18 protein-coding genes and 3 pseudogenes are annotated in these 21,729 nt (G+C 33.7%); 15 read left to right on the top strand and 6 right to left on the bottom strand.

What is annotated here, in order from left to right; translation table 11 throughout:
* The 12 genes and pseudogenes from CIK00_RS05110 to CIK00_RS05165 form a co-directional block, all read left to right on the top strand.
* Positions 1-122, top strand: a pseudogene (locus CIK00_RS05110) (IS1595 family transposase); the annotation flags it as partial.
* 59 nt (positions 123-181) lie between these two features.
* Positions 182-1,489: a hypothetical protein gene (locus tag CIK00_RS05115; protein ID WP_144043153.1), complete on the top strand. Its 1,308-nt coding sequence runs from the start codon at positions 182-184 to the stop codon at positions 1,487-1,489.
* Position 1,490: 1 nt separating this feature from the next.
* On the top strand, positions 1,491-2,030 hold the full coding sequence (locus tag CIK00_RS05120; protein WP_101767848.1) for a polysaccharide biosynthesis/export family protein: 540 nt from the start codon (positions 1,491-1,493) through the stop codon (positions 2,028-2,030).
* Between the two features lie 15 nt (positions 2,031-2,045).
* Positions 2,046-4,145, top strand: coding sequence for a GumC family protein (locus tag CIK00_RS05125; RefSeq protein ID WP_101767849.1), 2,100 nt, complete (start codon positions 2,046-2,048; stop codon positions 4,143-4,145).
* Positions 4,142-5,350, top strand: coding sequence for a lipopolysaccharide biosynthesis protein (locus tag CIK00_RS05130; protein ID WP_101767850.1), 1,209 nt, complete (start codon positions 4,142-4,144; stop codon positions 5,348-5,350). The genes CIK00_RS05125 and CIK00_RS05130 overlap by 4 nt, the downstream gene beginning before the upstream one ends.
* Positions 5,351-6,742, top strand: coding sequence for a capsular biosynthesis protein (locus CIK00_RS05135; RefSeq protein ID WP_101767851.1), 1,392 nt, complete (start codon positions 5,351-5,353; stop codon positions 6,740-6,742). It abuts the gene before it with no gap.
* 326 nt (positions 6,743-7,068) lie between these two features.
* A pseudogene (locus CIK00_RS21680) lies at positions 7,069-7,230 on the top strand (sugar O-acetyltransferase); the annotation flags it as partial.
* 3 nt (positions 7,231-7,233) lie between these two features.
* Positions 7,234-8,457 (top strand): glycosyltransferase, encoded by a 1,224-nt coding sequence (locus CIK00_RS05145; protein WP_101767853.1) that lies wholly within the window; start codon positions 7,234-7,236, stop codon positions 8,455-8,457.
* Between the two features lie 14 nt (positions 8,458-8,471).
* Complete coding sequence (locus CIK00_RS05150) at positions 8,472-9,677, top strand: glycosyltransferase family 4 protein (RefSeq protein WP_101768010.1); 1,206 nt, start codon at positions 8,472-8,474, stop codon at positions 9,675-9,677.
* A gap of 61 nt (positions 9,678-9,738) precedes the next feature.
* Positions 9,739-10,851: a glycosyltransferase family 4 protein gene (locus CIK00_RS05155; protein ID WP_101767854.1), complete on the top strand. Its 1,113-nt coding sequence runs from the start codon at positions 9,739-9,741 to the stop codon at positions 10,849-10,851.
* On the top strand, positions 10,851-11,285 hold the full coding sequence (locus CIK00_RS21440) for a 3-phosphoshikimate 1-carboxyvinyltransferase (RefSeq protein ID WP_101767855.1): 435 nt from the start codon (positions 10,851-10,853) through the stop codon (positions 11,283-11,285). Before CIK00_RS05155 ends, CIK00_RS21440 begins: the two co-directional genes overlap by 1 nt.
* Positions 11,286-11,414: 129 nt before the next feature.
* The gene (locus CIK00_RS05165; protein ID WP_101767856.1) at positions 11,415-12,314 is read left to right on the top strand and encodes a glucosamine inositolphosphorylceramide transferase family protein; all 900 of its coding nucleotides are present in this window, start codon (positions 11,415-11,417) and stop codon (positions 12,312-12,314) included.
* Positions 12,315-12,436: 122 nt separating this feature from the next.
* Here the strand turns inward: CIK00_RS05165 and CIK00_RS05170 are convergent, their stop codons facing one another.
* The gene (locus CIK00_RS05170) at positions 12,437-12,916 is read right to left on the bottom strand and encodes a CreA family protein (RefSeq protein ID WP_101767857.1); all 480 of its coding nucleotides are present in this window, start codon (positions 12,914-12,916) and stop codon (positions 12,437-12,439) included.
* A 380-nt stretch (positions 12,917-13,296) separates the two neighbouring features.
* Here CIK00_RS05170 and CIK00_RS05175 point away from each other — a divergent pair, with 380 nt between their 5' ends.
* The gene (locus tag CIK00_RS05175) at positions 13,297-13,632 is read left to right on the top strand and encodes a hypothetical protein (protein WP_101767858.1); all 336 of its coding nucleotides are present in this window, start codon (positions 13,297-13,299) and stop codon (positions 13,630-13,632) included.
* 89 nt (positions 13,633-13,721) lie between these two features.
* On the opposite strand, the gene CIK00_RS05180 is transcribed toward CIK00_RS05175, so the two are convergent.
* The 4 genes from CIK00_RS05180 to CIK00_RS05195 form a co-directional block, all read right to left on the bottom strand.
* Positions 13,722-14,762 carry a hypothetical protein gene (locus CIK00_RS05180; RefSeq protein ID WP_101767859.1) on the bottom strand — a complete coding sequence of 347 codons (1,041 nt, stop codon included), beginning with the start codon at positions 14,760-14,762 and terminating at the stop codon, positions 13,722-13,724.
* A gap of 128 nt (positions 14,763-14,890) precedes the next feature.
* Positions 14,891-15,196: a DUF1289 domain-containing protein gene (locus CIK00_RS05185; protein WP_101767860.1), complete on the bottom strand. Its 306-nt coding sequence runs from the start codon at positions 15,194-15,196 to the stop codon at positions 14,891-14,893.
* A gap of 109 nt (positions 15,197-15,305) precedes the next feature.
* Entirely contained in the window at positions 15,306-15,845 is a 540-nt protein-coding gene (locus tag CIK00_RS05190; protein ID WP_101767861.1) for a GNAT family N-acetyltransferase, read from the bottom strand.
* Positions 15,846-16,936: 1,091 nt separating this feature from the next.
* Complete coding sequence (locus tag CIK00_RS05195) at positions 16,937-17,479, bottom strand: hypothetical protein (protein WP_227990336.1); 543 nt, start codon at positions 17,477-17,479, stop codon at positions 16,937-16,939.
* A gap of 167 nt (positions 17,480-17,646) precedes the next feature.
* Between CIK00_RS05195 and CIK00_RS05200 the strand changes: the two genes are divergently transcribed.
* Positions 17,647-18,129, top strand: a complete 483-nt coding sequence (locus CIK00_RS05200) for a transcription elongation factor (RefSeq protein WP_101767862.1) — start codon at positions 17,647-17,649, stop codon at positions 18,127-18,129.
* A 2-nt stretch (positions 18,130-18,131) separates the two neighbouring features.
* Here the strand turns inward: CIK00_RS05200 and CIK00_RS21685 are convergent.
* Positions 18,132-18,242, bottom strand: a pseudogene (locus CIK00_RS21685) (LysR family transcriptional regulator); the annotation flags it as partial.
* 143 nt (positions 18,243-18,385) lie between these two features.
* On the opposite strand from CIK00_RS21685, the gene CIK00_RS05205 reads away from it, so the two are divergent.
* The gene (locus CIK00_RS05205; RefSeq protein ID WP_101767863.1) at positions 18,386-21,217 is read left to right on the top strand and encodes an FAD-binding and (Fe-S)-binding domain-containing protein; all 2,832 of its coding nucleotides are present in this window, start codon (positions 18,386-18,388) and stop codon (positions 21,215-21,217) included.
* Positions 21,218-21,729 lie beyond the last annotated feature (512 nt).

Genomic DNA, 21,729 nt, shown 5'->3' on the forward strand with positions numbered 1-21,729 from the left:
TCTGTTTTAGATTTAATTATCGGTTTCGAGTTGAAGATATATTCAATACGCTGATTAAATGTGGTGCAAAATCACCACCGATGCCAGAGAAATTATTAACTCTGGCTGAGTCTCGGTGGTAATCAGGATCTTTAAAGGATTCGTCAGTGAGACTGCATACTAAACTATGTGTTTATTTAAGATGAATAATATTTATTTATTATTAGTCGGTTGTACTTGTGCGACTTATAGCTTGGCTGTAAGTGCGGATAGTACTTTCCAAGAGTCTAATCATATAGACCCTTTTTTAGGTTTGACGTTTTCTTCATCAGTGAATACAGAATATGGTTTTGATGATAATGTATTTAATCAACATGATGATCATATTATTGGCTCAGATTTTTATTTTTTAAACCCTTCGATATCAATTGTTGGTAAGCGAAATACAAAAGATTTTGGTTTTTATTATTCGGGTAATTATCGAAAATATAATAACGATGTCTTAAGCTATCGGGGGGAAAGTGATCAAAATTATAAAGATCATAATCTGATGGGTGTTTTTACTTGGGAACTTGGTTTTCGACACCATTTAGAATTGTTAGCGAATTATGATATTGGCCATGAAGCTCTTGGAACTGGTGTCACTAATGGTTTTTATTTTTCTGATGAAAATCCATCAAAAAAATACGCGACATTTGATTTGTTTAATATTACGAGCCCCATTCAAAAAATAAATAAAAAAGTAAATATAAAATATATCTATGGTGCTAAAGACGCTAAAGGAAATATTGTTTTTGATTTATCACAAGATCGATTAGATTATGATATTCTTAGTAGTTACACCTCTGCTTTTAATACATATTTAAATGATGAAAATATGACAGAAACCGATGCTAATGTGACATTTAAGCATCAATATACTGATCGAACTCGTTTTGACTATAAGCTTATATATAAAAACTATAATTATAAGGATAACCAGCGTGATAATGATGATTTTATTATAGCATTTTCATTTATTAGTCAAATAACAGGAAAATCAAAAATAGAAGCTACGGTATCTAAAGTACAAAAGAAAATGCAAGGTGATGATTTTTATAGTATAAATTGGAATGTTAGTTATAAATTGCAACCGACTGATTATTCTACTTTATTTGTAAAATCAAAAAGTGAAGTAAAAGAGCCTGAAAATACAGGTGATTTTATACAATCTTTTGAAAATAGTATTACTTGGAAGCATCAATTTCTTGGACATATAACGAGTTCATTATCTTATAAACATATCTCTGATAAGTATCAGATTCGAGAACGTACAGATCGATATGATAATGTTGTTTTTAATTTACATTATTTATTTCGACCTAAAATTGAGTTTATTTTCGATTATCAATATGCATTGTTTCATACCAATAATAGTACTGATCCGGTATTTATTAATGGTGAAAATTATGAGAGACGTTTAGGTTATGAGAAAAATCAATTTGGTTTATCAGTTAAAGTGGCGATTTAAAATGAAAAAGATAATAAGTATTATTTTAGTATTAACTCTTGGCTTGTTTATGAGTTCAGTTGTATCAGCTTCCTCAAAAACAGAAGTGCATGATTATTTACTTGGTGCTGGTGATCATATTCAGATTTTAGTATTTAATGAACCTGATTTATCGATGAAAGTAATTATTGATAGCAGTGGCAATATAATTTATCCGCTGATTGGTAAATTACAATTAGCTGGGAAAACACCTAATCAAGTTGCTATTGATATTCGGAATAGGCTGAAAGACGGTTATATTAACCATCCAATGGTAACTGTTTCAATGCTTGAGTTTCGTCCAGTGTATGTTTCTGGTGAAGTTAAGACGCCAGGGAGTTATGAATACCAACCGGGGTTAACCGTAGAGAAAATTATCGCAGTTGCTGGAGGATTTACTGATCGAGCCGATCGTAGTGATATTGATCTTCGTCGCTCAAATGGGCAACTTTTGAAAGATGTTATAGTAACTCAGGCCATTTCTCCTGGTGATATAGTTATTATTGATCAAAGTTTTTTCTAGATAGGATAGTTATCGATGAGTTCATTATTTGTTGAAGAAGGAAGTAAATTAGAAAGTACTATTGATTTTTCACGATTATTTAAATTAACAAAGAAAAATTGGTGGAAAATTTTAGCTTTTGTTGTGATTGTAACAGGTCTATCAATTCCATTTATTTTAAAATTAACACCAAAATATGAAGCTTATGCTACCGTATTGCTAAAGGCTCAACTCGCGAATCCAACAACATTTGATAAAGTCATTGATTTTGATTCTACACGTCGAGAGTATTATGAAACGCAGTACCAATTATTAAAATCTCGCTGTGTGATTTCACGGGTGGTTGATAATTTGAAGTTGTATGAAAATCACGAATTTATTGGAAATAAAGAAGACAAACTAGATACGTTAGCGAAACAAAAAGAACGTAGCATTCAATATGTATTGAAACATATGACGGTATCACCTATTCGAAAAACACAATTAGTTGCAATTGGTTTTGAATCAATAACAGCAAAAGATGCAGCAGCTGTTGCTAATGATATTGTTAAAGTGTTTGTTAATTATTCAGTTGAAGATAATCGAGATGCTAATTTAAATGTATCATCATTGCTAAAAACAGAAGTAAGTGACTTAAATCATAAATTAAAAGCTAAGGAAGCTAAGCTAAATGCATTCCTAAAGACTGAAGGTTTAATTACTTTTCGTGGTGTTGATGGTTTTCAAACTGAACAATTATCATTATTGATGGATAATTTGGCGACGGCTACCGCTCAACGGGTAAATCTAGAAGCGCTTTATAATGTTGTGACGACTTATAAAAAACAAGGATTCAATGCATTAGCGGCTATTCCTGATGTTTCTCGTCATCCGCAGATGGAAAATTTACGGCAGATGATTATTGAGCAGAAAACACAATTGGCAGATCTTAAACACCGTTATGGTCCTAAATACGAGAAAGTAATTCAAGCTCAATCACAACTGAATATTCTTCAACGTCAAGCAACTAACTTAATTAATGAAATAGCAGAAGGGATTAAAGAGCAATATCAATTGGCAATAATTAAGCAAAATCAATTACAAACTGCTGTTGATAAACGGACAAACGCATTTCAGCTATTAGGTGAGAAAAAAACGATATATAACAATATGATGGATAAAATTAGTCAAACGCGTACGTTATATAATCAACTGCTACAACGCCAGAATGAAACACAAGTAAGTGGCCAATTTTCTGAACCTACGGCAAAAGTGATTGATAGTGCGATCGTGCCATTAAAGCCAACAAAACCGAATAAAAAATTATTAATTATCGTTATCGCTATTATGTCATTACTGATCTCGGTTTTATTTGTCATTGTAATGGCGGCCTTAAATAATAAAGTAATGTCTATCAATGAAGTAAAACGACGCTTAGGCCTTGAGGTTATTGGTGAGATTAAGTTATATCCACAACATGTTACTCCTCAATTAGTGTTTGATAATAGTGTAGAATTTTCAACATTAGATGAAGCCTCGTTAGGTATTCGTAGTCAGCTATTATTGTTTAATACTGATGCTAAAATGTTAGCTGTGACATCGGCAACGACGGGAGAGGGGAAGTCATTAGTCTCGACATTAGTTGCTAAAGCGATGGCTATTGATACTAAAGTATTATTGATTGATCTGAATCTACGTCATCCCAGCATTACTCATTCTTTTGGCTATGCTAATAATAGTGGATTAACTGATATTCTTTATAATAATGTATTTGCGCGAGATGTTATTGTTAATCATCATGGCGTTGATATTTTAACTGTTGGAAGTGATACAACGCGTTCACCATTATTAGTATTAACGCATAATAAGTTAAGATCTTTATGTGCTGAACTACGACATGAATATGATTATATTATTATAGATACACCTGCGGTGATGGATGCTAAAGATACTTTTTTAATTAGCCAGCTTACTGATGCTATTTTGTTTGTGGTTGCTTCTAATTATAATAGTTCTAATCTTTCTGTATCTGCGATAAATCAACTTAAACAATATAAAGCAACGGTGTTGGGGTGTATATTGACTAAAGTAAGTGAATCACTTTTAGAATCAAATGAGAATATAACAGTAACTTCGCCAAAGGATGTTCTTTTATGAGTTTAATAAAAGGGGCCTCTACGTTAGGTGGCGCTTCCGTTATTTCACAATTGATAGGTGCGTGTACTATCCTTTTTATGTCATACCGTTTTGGTATGTCTGATGTGGGTAATTATGCACTTACATTTAGTATTATTATAATTGGTGCTCAAATCGCACTTTATGGTTCGCATTTTTTACTCCCTAAAGTTGATCAACAAGATATAGGTAAAGCTATTGTGTTTTGTCTGTTGCAATCTTGGATTTCGAGTGCAATTTATATTTATATTGTCAGTCATTTTTTTACATTACCTTTTTTTGCGATTTATATATTAACCGCCAGTTATTCAATGATGATTATTTCTGAGTATGTTTTCTTACGAAATAAGGTGTTTAGTAAATTAGCTATTCAACGCATATCCGTTACTTCAATCGTATTTTTGGCACTATTAATATCATGGAATATTGAGTGTTTTTATTATATATGGGCGAGTGCACATTTATGTTTGATTGGTTATTGGTTGTATAAGTATTTAGACTTTAGTGTTTTTTCTAAATCTGATTTTTTACCAACAACCCAAGTTCGTTTTTTTATTAAACACTGGAATCATTTATCACGAGTAGGTACTGCTGAAGTTGTGGCTAATGCAAGCTTACAGTTACCCACGGTGTTGATTAATTATTGGTTTAGTCCATTAGTTGCAGGTTATTTTGCTGTCGTTAACCGTTTTTGTTTATCACCTGTACTTATTCTTGGACAATCAGTGCGTAATTATACGTTTTCTAAATGGTCTGAAGATTTTCGTAATAAAGTATTTAATTACGGTGAGTTTAAGCAAGTACGATTATTTTTAATGGCGATCGCAATAATGATTGTTAGCGGTATTTATTTTGTTTATCCATGGTTAACGCAACATGTTCTTGGTGAACAATGGGTACAGTCTGTTGAAACCTCACGTTTAATGTTGCCTTATGTATTTGTGATGCTTGCTTTTGTACCAATGACTGTTATTGAATTAATATTTGGGACGCCTAATTATTTTTTACGCATTCAATGTGAGCAGCTAGTCATTGTTGTGTTAGCATTTTTAATAATGCCATTAATTTATAAAAGCTATGCAGTTTCATTGTTAGCCTTCACTGTGTTAACGGCAGGAAGATACTTAATGATTTATATTAAAATTAATAAGCATGCCATTGTTTTGCGTGATGAGGGCGTCATGTAGATGAATACTGGCACCTTTTTTCAGGTTTATGTCTTTATCACACTTGTTTTTAGTGGTACTGCTCAGTATTTTTCAAATATTGATGCTTTTCTATGGTTACCTTTTATTATGACGATGGTAATGGTTGCATTGGTACCATTACAAACCCGTTATAATTATGCGCAACTGGATCAGCTTGAAGCGGCAATATTAGTACTTTTTAGTGGTTTTTTTGTATTAGCGATAACTAGTACATTGATGCAAGAAGGGCTAAAAACCACTATTGCAGGTATTAAAAATGGGTTAGGAATATCATTGTTATTACCTTGTTTGATCCTTGGTTTTTGTCGTGAATCACAATTGTATCGGATCACTCAAAAGTTATATTGGGTATTCTATGCTCAAATACCATTGGTAATATATCAAGCTTTAGTGGTTGTTCCTGCTCGTGTAGCTTTTCAAGGTAAAATGGATTCATGGGATTCTGTAGTAGGTACCTTTGGCGGTAGTATGGTTGCTGGCGGTAATGGGGCATCTATGGGGTTATTTACCTTACTTATTATGATGATGAAATTGTCTGAATATAAGCATGGTGTCGCTAAGTTATGGTCATTAGCTCTTCATATAATAATAGGATTTAGTATTTGTGTTATTGCTGAAGTGAAATTTGTCACTTTATTAGCACCGTTCTTTTTACTTTATGTCTATATTAAATCTAGTTATATTAAAGAAGTCAGAGTTATTGATTTTAAAACAATTATTTTATCTATTGTGGGGATTTTTATACTATTATCATTAATAATAACTATTTTATCATTAGGATTCTCAAGTAAATATCAATCACATTCGATGAGTATTTTTGATATGTTTCTACAAAATATTGGTTATATTTTTGATCCAACGATCATCGTCGCAGGTCTTGATGGTAACTTAGATGAATTAGGACGTGTAACGGCATTAGCATTTTGGTCATACCATTCTGATATTTATGGCCTTGTGAATCAATTATTTGGTTATGGTTTAAATAGTTCAAATGCTGGTGGGGTCGATCCTGGTTATATTGCAATGTTGTTTGAATTAAGTTTAGGTTCAACAGCATTAGCCATTTTTTTATGGGAAATTGGCCTTGTAGGAACTGGATTATTATTAGCGATTGTATTTCTTATTTTGAAAGGGTCAAAGCCAAAACCATTATTTTCGACTAAGGATTTATCAAAAGAAGATATTAAATTACTCGCTTATCAGCCTGCTTTTATTGGATTTATTATTGCAGGTCTAATTACTTTGCCTTATTCGCCGTTACTTGCATTGATACCTGTATTTCAATTTCAGTTCTATTTTGTGTTAGGTGCAATAATGATTATTCGTAAAGCGACCTTAACAAAAGCAAGAGGTTTGACATGCTTGAATTGATTAAAAAAGAGTTAATATTAAATCCGAGTTTAACATCTAAATTTTTTATTGTTAACTTTCGATTAGCGTCTTTATTTTATACTTCTGGAAGAATAAAAAAAATATTTATTATTAACGTTATTATTCTTAAATTACTTAAATTTATCTGTGGGCTTGATATATCACCAAAAACAAAGATTGGTGCTGGGTTCATATTATATCACCCTCAAAATATTGTCATTAATGCGGATAGTATATTAGGAGACAATGTGATGCTTAAACACAATGTTACTCTTGGTAATAAAGTCGATCATGTTACTGGCCTGCATGTATCACCCGTTATTGGCAATAATGTTGAATTAAGCCCTGGAGTGGTTGTGTTAGGTAACGTGAGTATTGGCGACAATTCAATTATTGGTGCGGGAGCAATTGTTGTGAAAAGTATACCTAAAAATTCGATTGCGGTTGGGAATCCTGCAAAAGTGATTAAACAAGTCGAGGAGGGCTGACTGATGGATAATAAAGTCAATGTGATTAACTTTGTGCCTGAAGAGTTACCATCTTATCGTCCAGACGTTGATGTTTTATATTCTAAAGAGTTACCCAAAGAGGGCGTCAATACCACGATTGTTGGTATGCCTAAAACTGAAACTGTGAATATTCAAACAGAAGGTAGCACATTAAAAACAAGTAAAAAAACAGCTAATCGTCATTTAGATTCAGTGGTTTATTTCTTTAATGCTGCAAAGTTAGCTTTTAGTGCAAAAAAAGACGGTTTTCAATTAATTCAAGTGCGTGACATGGTGTGGGTTGGTTTAACTTGTTTAGTGATCGCTAAATTAATTAAGCTACCTTATACCTATTGGGTGTCATTTTTGTATGCTGAAAGTCGTATTCTGCGAGCGAAAGATCAAACTGAAAATATACCGAGCTGGAAGCGTCCGATTATTTTAGCGCGTGGTTTGCTTGAGGCGTTTATTCTTTATCGTATTATTTTACCGCACTCAGAGCGTATATATGTACAAAGTGACTTTATGCTTAATTATATTAAAGATAAAGGCATTGAACAAAGCAATATGATGGTTGTGCCAATGGGTGTTGATTTTGAGAAGATTGATGGCTTTGTTAATACCGATGCTATAAAAATACAACAATGGGGTGATGCGCCTGTTATTGGTTATCTAGGTAGTCTTGATCGACTTCGTAAACTTGACGTTATTATTGAAGCATTTAAAGAAGCTAAGGTTACTGTGCCAGATCTTAAATTACTTTTTGTTGGTGATTCTGAAGTGATGAAAGATCGCGAGTTTTTACAACAAACAGCTGATGATATGGGATTGAGTGATGATTTTCATATTACAGGTTGGGTACAAACAGAGCAGGCGTGGGCATATCTTAAAGGTGTCGATATGGTGATTGGTTTTATGAACCGCGGATTGTTGTTAGATGTATCAACACCGACCAAGGCAATGGAATATATGGCACTTAAAAAAGCCATGATTTGTAATGATTCACCTGATCAGCAATTTGTGATTGAGCAATCTGGCTGTGGGCGAGTAACTAATGGAACAAGCCAATCATATGCTGCTGCGATGGTTGAATTGGCACAACAGCCAATGACACTAACAGAGCTAGATGCTGGATATAATTACATTAAAAATAACCGTTCTTACGCGTTTATTGGTGAGCAAGTTGCTGCTGATATTAAGAATGTTGTTAATCAAAAAAATTCCTAATGGCTGGTGATTCAATGAAAGTTCTATTTGTTAATAAATTCTTCTTCCCACATGGCGGTGCTGAAACTGTTTTCTTTCAAGAACGCGATATGGTTCAAGACGCGGGGTATCAAGTTATTGATTTTTCAATGAAGCATGAAAAGAACACCCTATCAGATTATGCTGATTATTTTGTTGATAATGTTGATTATCATGGCAAACATTCTATTTTTAATAATATTAAAGTCGCGGTAAATTTTATACATAATCAATATGCATGTGATCAATTTGAAAAGCTAATTAAAGCTGAACGACCTGATATTGTTCATTTCCATAATATTTATCATCAAATTACACCGTCAGTGATCAAGATTGCACAAAAGTTAGGCTGTAAAACAGTATTAACAGCGCATGATTATAAGTCTGTTTGCCCCAACTACAGCATGCTTGCTGCTGGGCAGAATATTGAATTAGATTGGATCACGGGGAGTAATCTTAATCTCTTTAAATACCAGTGGCAGGATGGTTCATGGCCGCGCAGTGTATTGTTATCATTAGAAGCGTTATATCATCGTATGATGAAGAGCTATGAAGCATTAGACGCTGTTATAGCACCTTGTGAATTTATGAAATCAATGATCTTACGTCAAATTCCATCAGTAAATGTTGATGTGATCGTCAATGGTATTGATGCATCAACCACTGATATTGGTAACGACGGTGGTTACTTTTTATTTTGTGGTCGATTAACGCAAGAAAAAGGCATTGTGACGTTAGCACAAGCGCATAGTCAACTAACGGGAAATACGCCGCTTAAAGTATTAGGCACTGGGCCAATGTTTGATCATATTAAACAACATTTTGATAATGTTGAGTTATTAGGTTTTCAAACTGGAGATGTATTGACTGAAATTATCAAAAATGCAAAAGCGGTTATTGTGCCATCTGAGTGGAATGAAAACTGCTCTATGTCAGTGTTAGAAGCGATGAGCTATGGTAAGCCGGTTATTGGAGCAAATATTGGTGGCATTCCTGAGCAAGTGGTCGACGGTGAAACAGGCTATCTATTTACATCTGGTGATGCTAATGATCTTGCCGCTAAAATGCAGTTATTGGCTGATGATGAAGCATTAGTCGTTACAATGGGACACAAGGGGCGCGCTCGATTATTAGAGAAATATTCACTAGATGTCCATAAAAGAGATTTGATTGCATTATATCAATCGCTTTTAGCTAACTAATTTCCCCGAATAATAAAATGTCAGGTAACCGCTGGCATTTTACATTTAAAGAGACGGTATTGTGAATAAATCTATTTTAGTTTTGGGTACGCGCGGTATACCCAATGTACCTGGTGGTGTCGAATCTCATTGCCAGTCGTTATATCCTCTATTAGTTAAAAAATATGGTTTAGATATAACGGTAATAGCCCGTAAACCTTATGTTCCTTATACAGAAAGTGTGTATGAGGGCGTTAAGCTAAAAGCTTTACCGGCGGTAACAAACAAATCTTTAGAAGCCCCATTACACTCCTTTTTAACGGCTTTTTATGCAATAAAAGAAGGCGCTAATATTGTACATGTACATGCTATTGGTTCTGGTTTAGTTATTCCATTATTACGCTTATTTGGCAAAAAAGTGATATTTACCCATCATAGCCAAAACTATGATCACCAAAAATGGGGCAAGTTAGCTAAGTTTATTTTTCGTCTTGGTGAAAAATGGGCGATGAAATATTCAACCGAGGTGATTGTGATCTCTGATTTTATGCAAAAATTAATGATTGAGAAGTATGGACGAGAAGATACTCATCTTATCTTTAATGGTGTTAATCCACCCCAATTACCTGTGCAAAATAAAATAAATGGCTATTTATCGAAGTATGATCTTAAGCCAAGAGACTATATCATTGCCGTTGGTCGTTTTTCACAAGAAAAAGGATTAGATGTTTTATTAGAAGCTTATAAACTTAGCGGCATTAATAAAAAATTAGTATTAGTGGGTGATAGTGACCATGTTACTGAATACAGTTATAGGTTAAAAAATACAGCAAGAGAAATGGATAACGTTGTATTAACTGGGTTTTTATCTGGAGATGAATTACATAGTATATTCTCACAAGCAGATATATTTGTTTTACCATCATTTAGTGAAGGGCTACCGATTGCTTTATTAGAAGCTATGTCATTTTCTTTACCAGTCATTGTTAGTGATATACCCGCAAATAAGGCAGTAGATTTGGAAGATAAATGCTATTTTTCATGTGGTGATAGTCAAAAGTTAGCAACATTATTGACGATGGCAGTCGATCAGCCATTAGTTTGCTATACCGAATATTTAAAAAAATATGATTGGAATTTGATTGCACAGCAAACGTATGATGTTTTTTTAGCTACAGAAAATGGTAAATTGTGATGGATGAGTGTGCAGTTGGTTCATATGATAAATATACTCAAATTCAGCAAGATGTTATTGATCGTGTTATAAATACGATACCTACTGAGGTCTTGAATTCATTTGATCATAAACAATTAGCTGCCATTAAAAAATCGGTAGCTATTAATAGTGGTTATAATGATCACTATGTTGATTTTCGTCCTGTCATTGGTATTGGGCGTTGGCGTTATTATGCTGTATTTTTATTAGGTAAAGATCGCCGTAAAGCTCCTCGGCATCAAATGACAATTACTACTATTATTAAAGCAATTCATATAGTATTTGGACTATGCGTTATATTTACATCTGCAGTTCTAGTATTATATTTGATTAAATCAGCGCTAGGGATTGATATATTTAAGCATTTTTCGTTTGGTATTTGGGACTATTTTAAATTGCATTTTTTACAATAGTAATAATAAAGGATATGTTTATTTTTATTAAAATAAGTAAAGTGTGGCATTTGTTGAATTATTTTATAATTATATTTGTTCTATATTCTGCATTTATACTTTATAAAAGAATATCAGGAGTTAAATAAAATGAAATGGTTAAACAAATTTACAGATCAAGATTTCTGGCGTATTGGATTGATTAGAGAGCATCCATTAGATGTGATTATCAATGGGTTAAATGCTTATGATATTCATTGGTTTAATTTTACAGATAAAGATTTTGAAGCTGATCCATTCGTGTTTACATTAAACAATAAAAATTATATTGCTTATGAAATTTTTGATTACTCTCATGGCAATGGAAAAATTGAATGTGTTGATTTCGATGGTAAGCGTTATAATTTTTTTGAAAGTGTAAATGAAATTGTAGGGCATAAATCATTTCCTTTTATATTTGAAGAGGAAAATGAATTATATTCTATTATTGAAACGTCAGATTTGAATGAAATGTCATTGTATAAATTTAACGGTATTAAATTTGAGAAGGTAAAAACGTTACTTAGTGATGGTAAATATATTGATAGTTGTATAAAAAAGGTTAATGGCGTATTTTATTTATTTACGTCGACCTCTGATGAGCCTTTTAAGCAGCAATTATTTTTTTCAGATGCATTATTAGGTAATTATCAACTTCATCCTTGTTCTCCTATCGCAAGTGAGAAGGATTTTGGTCGTAATGGTGGGCCAATTATTAATCGTGATAATAATTATTACCGTGTTTGCCAAAATTGTGCCATAACATATGGTGGCAGTTTGAAAATAATGCACATTACTACGCTATCAAAAACTATTTATATAGAGGAGTTTTTTAAAGATGTAATGCCTATCGTTCCATTTTCTGACGGTATTCATACGTTATCATACTGGGGCAATATAACTGTTATTGATTCAAAAAATATTTTATCTAAATACAATAATATATATAGGAAAATAAAATATTTAGTGATGGTTAAATTACGAAAAGAAATCCCTTTTTTTAGTAAATAGAGTGCAATTTTAATAAATAGTATTTCAGACTTTTAATTATTAAACTAACAGTCGTTTACTTTTTATTTGTTAGTTTTAAAAGCCTCTTAGTTATATTTAATAGTAAAGAGGCTATATTGCTATCAATTATTATTTATTGTTGGTGAGATATAAGCTTTTGTACCCCATAATGGTACTGTTGATAGGCTATGTTTATAGCTCCCAGTCGTTGTTTTAGTTGAGTATGATAAATACATTAATGTTTCTGATTGAGGATCATAAATACGGCGTATTTTCATTGTCTTAAAGAAAATACTTTTCGATTTTGTAAAGACAACTTCACCTGATTTGGATTTATCTATTTTAGCTATCATTTCTGGGGTTATTTCACCCGTTTGACGACATGAAATTGATGAGTCTGAAGGATCCGCTAAACTTAAATCGGCTTCAATACTTGCTATATGACAAGTAACACCGGGTACAACGGGATCAATTAATGTGTTTAGTTTAATATCTTTAGTGGTAAACATGCCTAAAGAAACATCTCCAACTTCATTATCTGAGCAGCCACTAAGGGTTAATACAATTGCGAGTGAGCTAGCAACCGTCAAAAATTTTCTCATACAATACTTCCTATTAAATGAATAATCATACTTAAATTATAGTTTGTTATTATTACACTAAGTTATACGCGAAATTTAAATTATTTTCATCATACGGTTTTAAATTTGGTGTTTATTATGAACAAAAGAGATCAAGGTGGTTGTAATGATAATAAATATGATAGAGTTTAATAGAGAACTGAATTTATTTTAAGTTAATGATAATAAAGTGTTAAAACCAATATTTTATTGTGAGACAACACTGATATTGATAAATAAATGATACATTTTATTAAAAATGGTCTTTTCAATTACAGAAATTACACATAGGATGAATGTAACAGCAATGTTATTATAATAATTATCAACGGATGATTATTACTGATTATGAGGAGGATATGATGTCAAATATTCTTGCTTTTCCAGTAAAAGAGCAATCTAGAGATCGTACACCGTTAGAATTAATTGTTGAACAAGAATTGTTGGATTTAGGCGCTGATAGTTACATGATTGATGTTGTTATCGAGCGAATGGGAAAATTTTTAGAACTTGCTTCGTTTGAGTTTGATTTAAAAATGAAAGTATCTAAAAATTGTTTAGATGAAATGAATCAGAATGTATTTCCTGTTATTTCTGATATGCAGGAATCAATGCGAAATACCATGAATAATATGTTAACTGAGCGTGTACTGCATGAAATTCGGTTATATAATTTAGAAAGGCATGCGGTTAAATAATATATGTTTCTATTTTATAGTTTTACGATTAACGCGATAAATTATGAATAATGCCGCTGGTTAATTTTTATTAAGACAGCGGCTTTTTATCAACCTTTATTTCCTAATTGCCAAATTTTTTCTGCACGACCGCCTATTATCCAAAAGCTTAATGCTAATATTGCAAAAAAGAGAGCTTTGTGTAGTGTGTCCCAAAAAAATTCAAAATAACGGCTATATAAACACAGCAATAAAAATATAATGCCAAAAGCCCGCACTAAGGGATCATTATATTTAATACCATAAAAAATGGCGCTTAAAGTGATCAATAGCATGGCAACACTCCAGCCCCATAACTCAATCTGTTTGATGTTCGACCAAGCACGTAAACTATCATAATTACCAAAAATAGTGAGCATCCATAACGCAGTAAAGAAATAGATTAATCCAATAAATTGAGTGGCCTCTTTCGTAAAATAGAAACGGGAATTAGGTTTAAATATTGAACTTAACCCTACAATGAGTAGACCAATCACAGTAAACCGCAATGGAATGTTCATTCCCCAAAAGAGATAATGATCGTGTGCAAGATAAGAGGTTTCAGTTAAAACCCATAAGCCGACACCGAGCAAAGCAAATAACCACACTAAAACTGAACGTAGCTGAATACCAATAATAAGATAAATAACGGTGGGGATGATAATAAAGAGGCTTTCACGCCAATGAAGCGCTAAGGTTGTGTGACTTAAAAAACCACTAGCAACTGCAGTTATGAGTACGCCAAAAAAGAATATCGCTTCATTGCTCACAGTTTTTTCTGGATAACGCTGTCGACGTTTAACACCGAAGTAAAACAATAGTCCTGCAATGATGGCACTAAGAATCGTTAATACGCTTGCTGGCGTATCAATGAGATGTGAGATTAATGCAATTAAATAATCATCAGCAACTAATAAAATGACAGACAAGATGAAACAGGCAATAGCGGCCCAAAATGAATAGACAGCCAGTAACTTCCAATCAAAACTGATAACGTGATAGCTTTGACGTAATTGTTGCGCTTGTTGGGTATCAATCAGCTGCTGTTGCTGCCATTGAGCAATGGTATCATTAAGAAGTTGCTCTTGACGCTTATTAACTTTTATATCCATATTTGTTCCAGATAGTATCGAGCGCGTATGTACGTTGGATTATCTTATAGTGCGGAGATAATTATAACCTATTGATTTGCTATTGATGCCGTAATGGTTATTGGTGATGTAGTTATAATAGTAAAATATTATAGAGTAGGCATTAATGATAAACATTGTCGACACAGGCAAGTATTAGCCGAATCAGTCAGTGTTTGGCGTGGCTCAATATCAAAACACCAGCATGTCGACTTTCCTGCTTGAATATCACATTGTGCGGGTTGTTGGCATTGTGGACATTGATGAGTTGCTTTAATGGCTTTAATCTCAGCCATTATTGTTAGTTGTTGCTGTTCGGAATAGGCTATCCAGTGGCTGATTTCTGTCATTGTACGTAAGCAGCCACTGCAAATGCCAGCATTGTTTTTACATTTAGCGACACAGGGGGATTTCACAATTAATACCTATTAATAAGTAGCGTTAAGTGATTAGTATGCTAACGATTAATAAGTCTAAATACTACTCTCTCTGTCATTATAATATGATGGTTGTCAGTTTATGTATTCAACAGGCAACTTGTTTAAGTAATTCATAAATCGCAATATTGTCTTGTGACACATGATGACTTGGAATCGTTAATGTTGGTACATTTTTCATGCCTATTTTAAGCATCACATTTTCTGGCCCAGAGACTGTTTTTAAATGTCGGCCATAAAGATGGCGTAAATTAAGTCGATTAAAACCAAACTCTTTAATACGCTCAACCGCTTCAGTACAATAACCATTTCCCCAAAAAGGAACACCAATCCAATAGCCAAGCTGTGCACTGTGTTGGTTGATATTCTCCAGTCCGGCACAACCTACAAGTTGATGGTTACTTTTTAGCGTAATAGCAAAAATAGCAGATTGATGACTATGCCAACCTGCTAAGTGTTTACCTATCCATTTTCCTGCCATTCCATCAGAATAAGGATGTGGGACACTGATTGTGCCGTTAGCAATATCCACATTGCCAGCTAGTCGTTGTATTTTAGTCGCGTCAGATAATTCTAAAGGCCGAAGAATTAAGCGTTCAGTTGTTAGAAGTGGTTGATTTTGGTTCATAGAATATGACTCACAAATATATCTAGATGTGACTATTAATCAATAAATAAGGATTTATTTATAGGGTTATGATCAATTATTGAGTGAGTAACAGGTTTAAATAGTAAAATCTGTGGAGTGACACGAAATTATTATTCTTGTGTGAATTCTATCATTAACTGTAGCGGTAGATCTTAGGTATGTTTGATCGACTAATTTGTACTAATGTGATTGTTATGTGGTTTGTCAGTATACGATGATATGTTGTTGCATTTAAATAATCAGTGGCGTTGTTTGTGATTTGAACGTAAATATTCGATCTTAAATAAAAATGGCGAATGATTTTTTTAAAAAAGAGGATTTTTATCTTATTCAGCAAGATGTTAGCTGTTTTTTAATCTTTTAATTAACTAAATAATGATAGATCTCACAAAAAAATAGATAATGGGAGTTGTCAAAAAGTAAAAATATAATTATATTAGCTAGGTTGATATAGATTGTTAGGTGAAAAATTTAAAAAAACAGAAAGTATTAATTTGTATTCTTTCCTAAATTATCCTGCCACGAAGTCTTATCACCGTAATATTTAGTCACAACGGAACTTATTATTAGCCGTTGTTGTCATAAATAGAGACGTAAAAAATGTTGTTCATAATAATTAAATTAATATGTCATTGTAATGTCATATAACATTGGTTAAGTAGAACACGAATAGTCGAGTAAGAACGGTATTAATATACAGTGATATCAACCTTGCTCATTGGGAAAAAAATGAGAGGTTTATAATGAAAACACGCAGTCGTAGACAGTGGTTTTACCATAAAAATCAAACAACTAAAGCACTAAAAGCTTAAGTTTGAGAAAAACATTTCTTTGTAGATAACGAAAGAAATGAAGATACTTAATTACCTTCTAATTAAGTATGTGTTGAAAATTGTTCATAACAAACATCAACTGCAAAAGTAGCCAGAAATACATATTCACGTTACGTTTCTGGCTAACTTATACTTCCTTTAAAAATATAATGTTGATATTAATTTTCCACATTAAAGCAATCGATTGCTTTGATGTTAAGTAGATTGGTATTATTCATATATATGCAATTTTTATTGTTATCTATATAACGAGCCGCCAATAATAATATCGCTTGGAAGATCTTTGAGTGGCATATTGCCAATATAAATATTGCCGTCGACAACTAATTTATTGGGTAGAGTAAGAATATTACTGTTTTGGAGAAATAAATTGCCTTTAACGTAGAGATTATCCGGTAATTTTTTAAGTTGTGTATGGGCAACGCTGAGATCGCCGAGTACTTGTAAACCAAAGTTAAGTTCTTTAATTTTAGAGTAAGCAAGATTGATGTAACCCTCTACTTTTAGCGCTAATGGTAACTGTTCAATACTGCTATAGGCTAAATTAAGATTACCTTTAACCGTAAGATTTAAAGGTAATCTTCTAATACGGCTATTTTCGAGATTAAGATTACCATTGACGATTAGGGGATTGGGTAAATGAATATCGCCACTGTATTTTAATGAAATATTGCCATAGCTATCTTCATAATTAAGCAAATGGATCGATGTGAGAGCTAAAGCTGGCTGTGCTGCAACGAGTAAGGTTATAAATAATAAGCATTGTTTAAAAATACGCATATAGATAGGCATAGTCATTTTTGATGATGATAAGTATCTATATCGGACGGTATAAATATTTCTTGAGCCCTAGATACGCATTTATGAATAGGGTTTAGCACTATTTTTGTTTGTCTCTTCATTCCATGTATAATCAGCGCCCATTTGGCTAAGTTGGTTGATCGGTGATGAATAAAAATGTGTTACTTGAACGTATTCAAGTGCAGCTAGAACAAACGTTACAAATAGCAACTGAAGCGGCAATGCGGGCTTATAATACTGCGACAGATGATGAGAATGTAGCTGAAAATAAATATGATACTTTTGCATTAGAAGCATCTTATCTTGCTCATGGTCAAGCTCAACGAGTGGCTGAATGTAAGGCGGATATTAGTGCTTATCAACATTTGCTAAACAAAATGCCCATTCAACAAAAAACTGTCGTTGTAGGACATTTAATCTCTTTAGAAGATCAACATGGTGAGCCTAAATTGGTTTTTTTAGGACCTGTAGCTGGTGGGTTAAAATTTATCATTGAAGGTGAAGAGGTTATTATTGTCACACCAAGCTCTCCGTTTGGTGAAGCATTGCTTGGATGTGAAGTTGATGAAGATGTTAATGTTCATATTGGTGGTAATATCATCGGGTTTGATGTGATCAATATTGAGTAATATTATTGAACCTGATTTTGATGGCGCTGGTCATAATGATATAAACGTTTTATGAATAATTTTACTTTGGTGGGTTGTTGCTTGGTATAAGGATATACCGCATAAATTTTTAGTGGATTGCGTTAGTATAGTTTTTGCAATATAGATGTGAATTAATCAATGTATATTAATTATACCGATAGCAGTAAAATTATTCATCTTCTATTGAAATACCAAACATAAAGATTATGTTTGAAAATAATTATACGGAGCAATGATGCAGCCTGCTTATATGGATTTGATAGAACAATTACGCCAGCAAATTGATGAAAAAAGAATTATTACCGATCCAACCTTAACGTTAGCTTATGGTACTGATGCGAGTTTTTACCGTTTGTTACCGCAATTGGTTCTGCAGCTTGATACGCTTGATGAAGTTATTTTTGCAATTAAAACCTGTTATGAACGTCAAATCCCAATAACTTTTCGTGCTGCAGGGACGAGTCTTTCCGGTCAAGCACAATCAGATTCTGTCTTGATAACATTAACGCGGCGTTGGCGTGATCATAAAGTGTTTAATGATGGCGCTCAAATTTGGTTGCAGCCGGGGATTATTGGTGCTGAAGCAAATACTATTTTAGCGCCATTTGGACGTAAAATTGGCCCTGATCCAGGTTCTATTAATAGTTGTAAGATTGGTGGCATCGTCGCTAATAATGCGTCAGGAATGTGTTGCGGCACTTCTCAGAATAGCTATCGTACCATTGCGGGAATGACGGTGGTATTAGCGGATGGTACGTTACTTAATACGTTAGATATCAATAGTATTGCGGCCTTTAAAAAAAGCCACCCTAAGATGGTTTCCGAGTTGATGTCATTGGTGAGTGAGTGTCAGGCTAATCGGGTATTAACCGATAAGATTCGACATAAATACCGTTTAAAAAATACTACTGGTTACAGTTTAAATGCGCTGGTGGATTTTGATGATCCGATTGATGTCTTACAACATTTATTCATTGGATCTGAAGGTACATTAGGTTTTATTGCCGATGTCACCTATAACACGGTTATTAACCATGCTTTTAAAGCATCCGGGTTATTTGTTTTTACTGATATTGAACAAACGTGTTTAGCCGTAAGTCAATTAAGTAAAACACGGGTGGCGGCAGTAGAGTTAATGGATAACCGTTCATTAGCCTCCGTTGCGGAAAAGTCAGGTATGCCTGATTTTATCGCTCAACTAGGGGCTGCAGGCAATACTGAAGCGGCGGCATTATTAATTGAAATTCATGCTGAAGATGAACAAGATTTACAACGCCAAGCAGAAGGATTACAGCAAATAATCAATGTGTTTTCTCCGATTGAACAAGTAAATTTTAGTCGAGATGCTACGATTTGTGATCAATTATGGGGGATACGTAAGGAGCTATTTCCTGCTGTTGGTGCTGTTCGTGAAAGTGGTACGACGGTTATTATTGAAGATGTTGCGTTCCCTATTGAGCAATTAGCACCTGCCGTGCGCGATCTACAAATGTTATTTACTCAATTTAATTATACGGAAGCGATTATTTTTGGGCATGCGTTAGCAGGGAATTTACACTTTGTCTTCACTCAAGCGTTCGATACTCAACCTGAAATTGAACGTTACAGTGCATTTATGGATGCGGTGGCTAAGCTTGTTGCCGTCGATTACCAAGGTTCATTAAAAGCAGAGCACGGTACGGGGCGAAACATGGCTCCCTTTATTGAACTTGAGTGGGGATATGACGGGTATCAGTTAATGCTCGCAATTAAAGGTATTTTTGATACTCGCGGTATATTAAATCCGGGTGTCATCATTAATACTGATAAACAGGCACACCTTAAAAATTTGAAAGCGATGCCGGTGGCAGATGAGCTTATTGATAAATGTGTTGAATGTGGCTTTTGTGAGCCTGTCTGTCCTTCGCGTAATTTATCGTTAACACCGCGTCAGCGTAATACCGTGTTTCGTGAAATATCTCGTTTACGACGCAGTAATGAAGATCCTGCTCGTTTAGCCGCAATGGAAAAAACCTACCGTTATTATGGGTTAGATACTTGTGCAGCAACTGGCTTGTGTGCTGAACGTTGTCCTGTCGGCATTAATACGGGTGATTTAGTGCGTAAATTACGTCAAAATCATACTGAAAAAGCGAAGAGAATTGCGTCATGGACAGGGGATCATTTTTCGACAGTAACAGCGACAGCAAAAGCGGGTTTAACCGTTGCGAGTAAGATGCATAAAGTATTAGGCACACAGACTATGCAGAAACTGACGAAAAAAGCTTATCAGTTATCAGGTCATAAAATACCGCAATGGACACCACAGATGCCATTACCTGCAGCTAAGATAATAGTGCCAGTTATTAGTGGTATAACAAAAGAACGCGTGGTGTATTTTCCAAGTTGTGCCGCTCGAAATATGGGCGTCGCGGTTGAAGCACAAGATAAACGGTCATTGGCTGAAGTGACTATTTCAGTGCTTGAAAAAGCAGGTTATGAAGTGATATTGCCTGAGGATTTAAATAATCTTTGTTGTGGTATGCCTTATACCAGTAAAGGTTTTCCTACAACGGCAGAGAGTAAGGCGCAACAACTTGATCAAGCATTATGGCAAGCCTCTCATCAAGGGCAATATCCAATATTAATGGATACTAGCCCATGTGCCAGTACTAGTAAGCAACATTTACGTAAAGATCTCACTATTTATGAGCCGTTTAAATTTGTTGCTGATTTTGTATTACCTCGCTTGAATATTATTCCACAACAAGCGCCTGTAATGTTACATATTACTTGTACATCACGACGAGAAGGGTTGGCAGCGGTTATTGAGCGTGTAACAAAAGCGTGTGCAGAGGAGGTTATTATTCCTGATGATATTACATGTTGTGGTTTTGCAGGGGATAAAGGTTTTACTAAACCAGAACTTAATGCCAGTGCGCTGGCACCATTAAAAGCACAAGTTCCCGTTGGATGCCATGAAGGTTATTCAAATAGCCGCACTTGTGAAATTGGTTTATCGGAACATAGTGGTATTGAGTATCGTTCGATATTATATTTAGTTGATAAAGTGAGTCACCGTTATTAATAATAACGAATAGTGTATTTTCTATATTATTAGCCTTTTTAAAAACTCCATATATCTTGGAGTTTTTCTTTTTATAGATATTCTAATCATAGTGTTATTGATGAAAAATTTTATTTTTTTGTGTGCATTGGTTACGAAATGCTTAAAAAACAGCCTTAAATAAAAATGGTTATTAAGTTTCTATATTTAAAATGAAACAATAAAAAGAACTGTATTTTATATAATTATGGTGATTTCATAAGGGAAAATCACAAAACTAATGCTTTTACTCTAATTCATATGAGACCACGCCCTAAAATAGGCGCTTATGAGTAAGGTTTGTGCGCTCTATCACATTTTCTTATGCTTGAAAGCCTTGGTTTGCAGGCTTATTATTTCAACGCTTTAATTGTTGTGCTTATGTCCATAATAATACCGTTTTACTATGATCAATATGTATTAGTTATGAGTAGGTAAATATTTTCAGCTAAAATACTCCCTATCATCTAGACTCAAATTTAGCTAATGATTAG

The sequence above is a fragment of the Photobacterium carnosum genome (assembly GCF_002849605.1).
Taxonomy (GTDB): Bacteria; Pseudomonadota; Gammaproteobacteria; order Enterobacterales; family Vibrionaceae; genus Photobacterium; species Photobacterium carnosum.

Coding starts and splice junctions, on each gene's coding strand:
- CIK00_RS05205 (WP_101767863.1), top strand. CDS start 18,386: ATGCAGCCTGCTTATATGGATTTGATAGAACAATTACGCCAGCAAATT.
- CIK00_RS05165 (WP_101767856.1), top strand. CDS start 11,415: ATGAAATGGTTAAACAAATTTACAGATCAAGATTTCTGGCGTATTGGA.
- CIK00_RS05135 (WP_101767851.1), top strand. CDS start 5,351: ATGAATACTGGCACCTTTTTTCAGGTTTATGTCTTTATCACACTTGTT.
- CIK00_RS05190 (WP_101767861.1), bottom strand. CDS start 15,845: ATGAACCAAAATCAACCACTTCTAACAACTGAACGCTTAATTCTTCGG.
- CIK00_RS05175 (WP_101767858.1), top strand. CDS start 13,297: ATGTCAAATATTCTTGCTTTTCCAGTAAAAGAGCAATCTAGAGATCGT.
- CIK00_RS05195 (WP_227990336.1), bottom strand. CDS start 17,479: ATGCGTATTTTTAAACAATGCTTATTATTTATAACCTTACTCGTTGCA.
- CIK00_RS05180 (WP_101767859.1), bottom strand. CDS start 14,762: ATGGATATAAAAGTTAATAAGCGTCAAGAGCAACTTCTTAATGATACC.
- CIK00_RS05130 (WP_101767850.1), top strand. CDS start 4,142: ATGAGTTTAATAAAAGGGGCCTCTACGTTAGGTGGCGCTTCCGTTATT.
- CIK00_RS05150 (WP_101768010.1), top strand. CDS start 8,472: ATGAAAGTTCTATTTGTTAATAAATTCTTCTTCCCACATGGCGGTGCT.
- CIK00_RS05115 (WP_144043153.1), top strand. CDS start 182: ATGAATAATATTTATTTATTATTAGTCGGTTGTACTTGTGCGACTTAT.
- CIK00_RS05125 (WP_101767849.1), top strand. CDS start 2,046: ATGAGTTCATTATTTGTTGAAGAAGGAAGTAAATTAGAAAGTACTATT.
- CIK00_RS05120 (WP_101767848.1), top strand. CDS start 1,491: ATGAAAAAGATAATAAGTATTATTTTAGTATTAACTCTTGGCTTGTTT.
- CIK00_RS21440 (WP_101767855.1), top strand. CDS start 10,851: ATGGATGAGTGTGCAGTTGGTTCATATGATAAATATACTCAAATTCAG.
- CIK00_RS05145 (WP_101767853.1), top strand. CDS start 7,234: ATGGATAATAAAGTCAATGTGATTAACTTTGTGCCTGAAGAGTTACCA.
- CIK00_RS05200 (WP_101767862.1), top strand. CDS start 17,647: ATGAATAAAAATGTGTTACTTGAACGTATTCAAGTGCAGCTAGAACAA.
- CIK00_RS05170 (WP_101767857.1), bottom strand. CDS start 12,916: ATGAGAAAATTTTTGACGGTTGCTAGCTCACTCGCAATTGTATTAACC.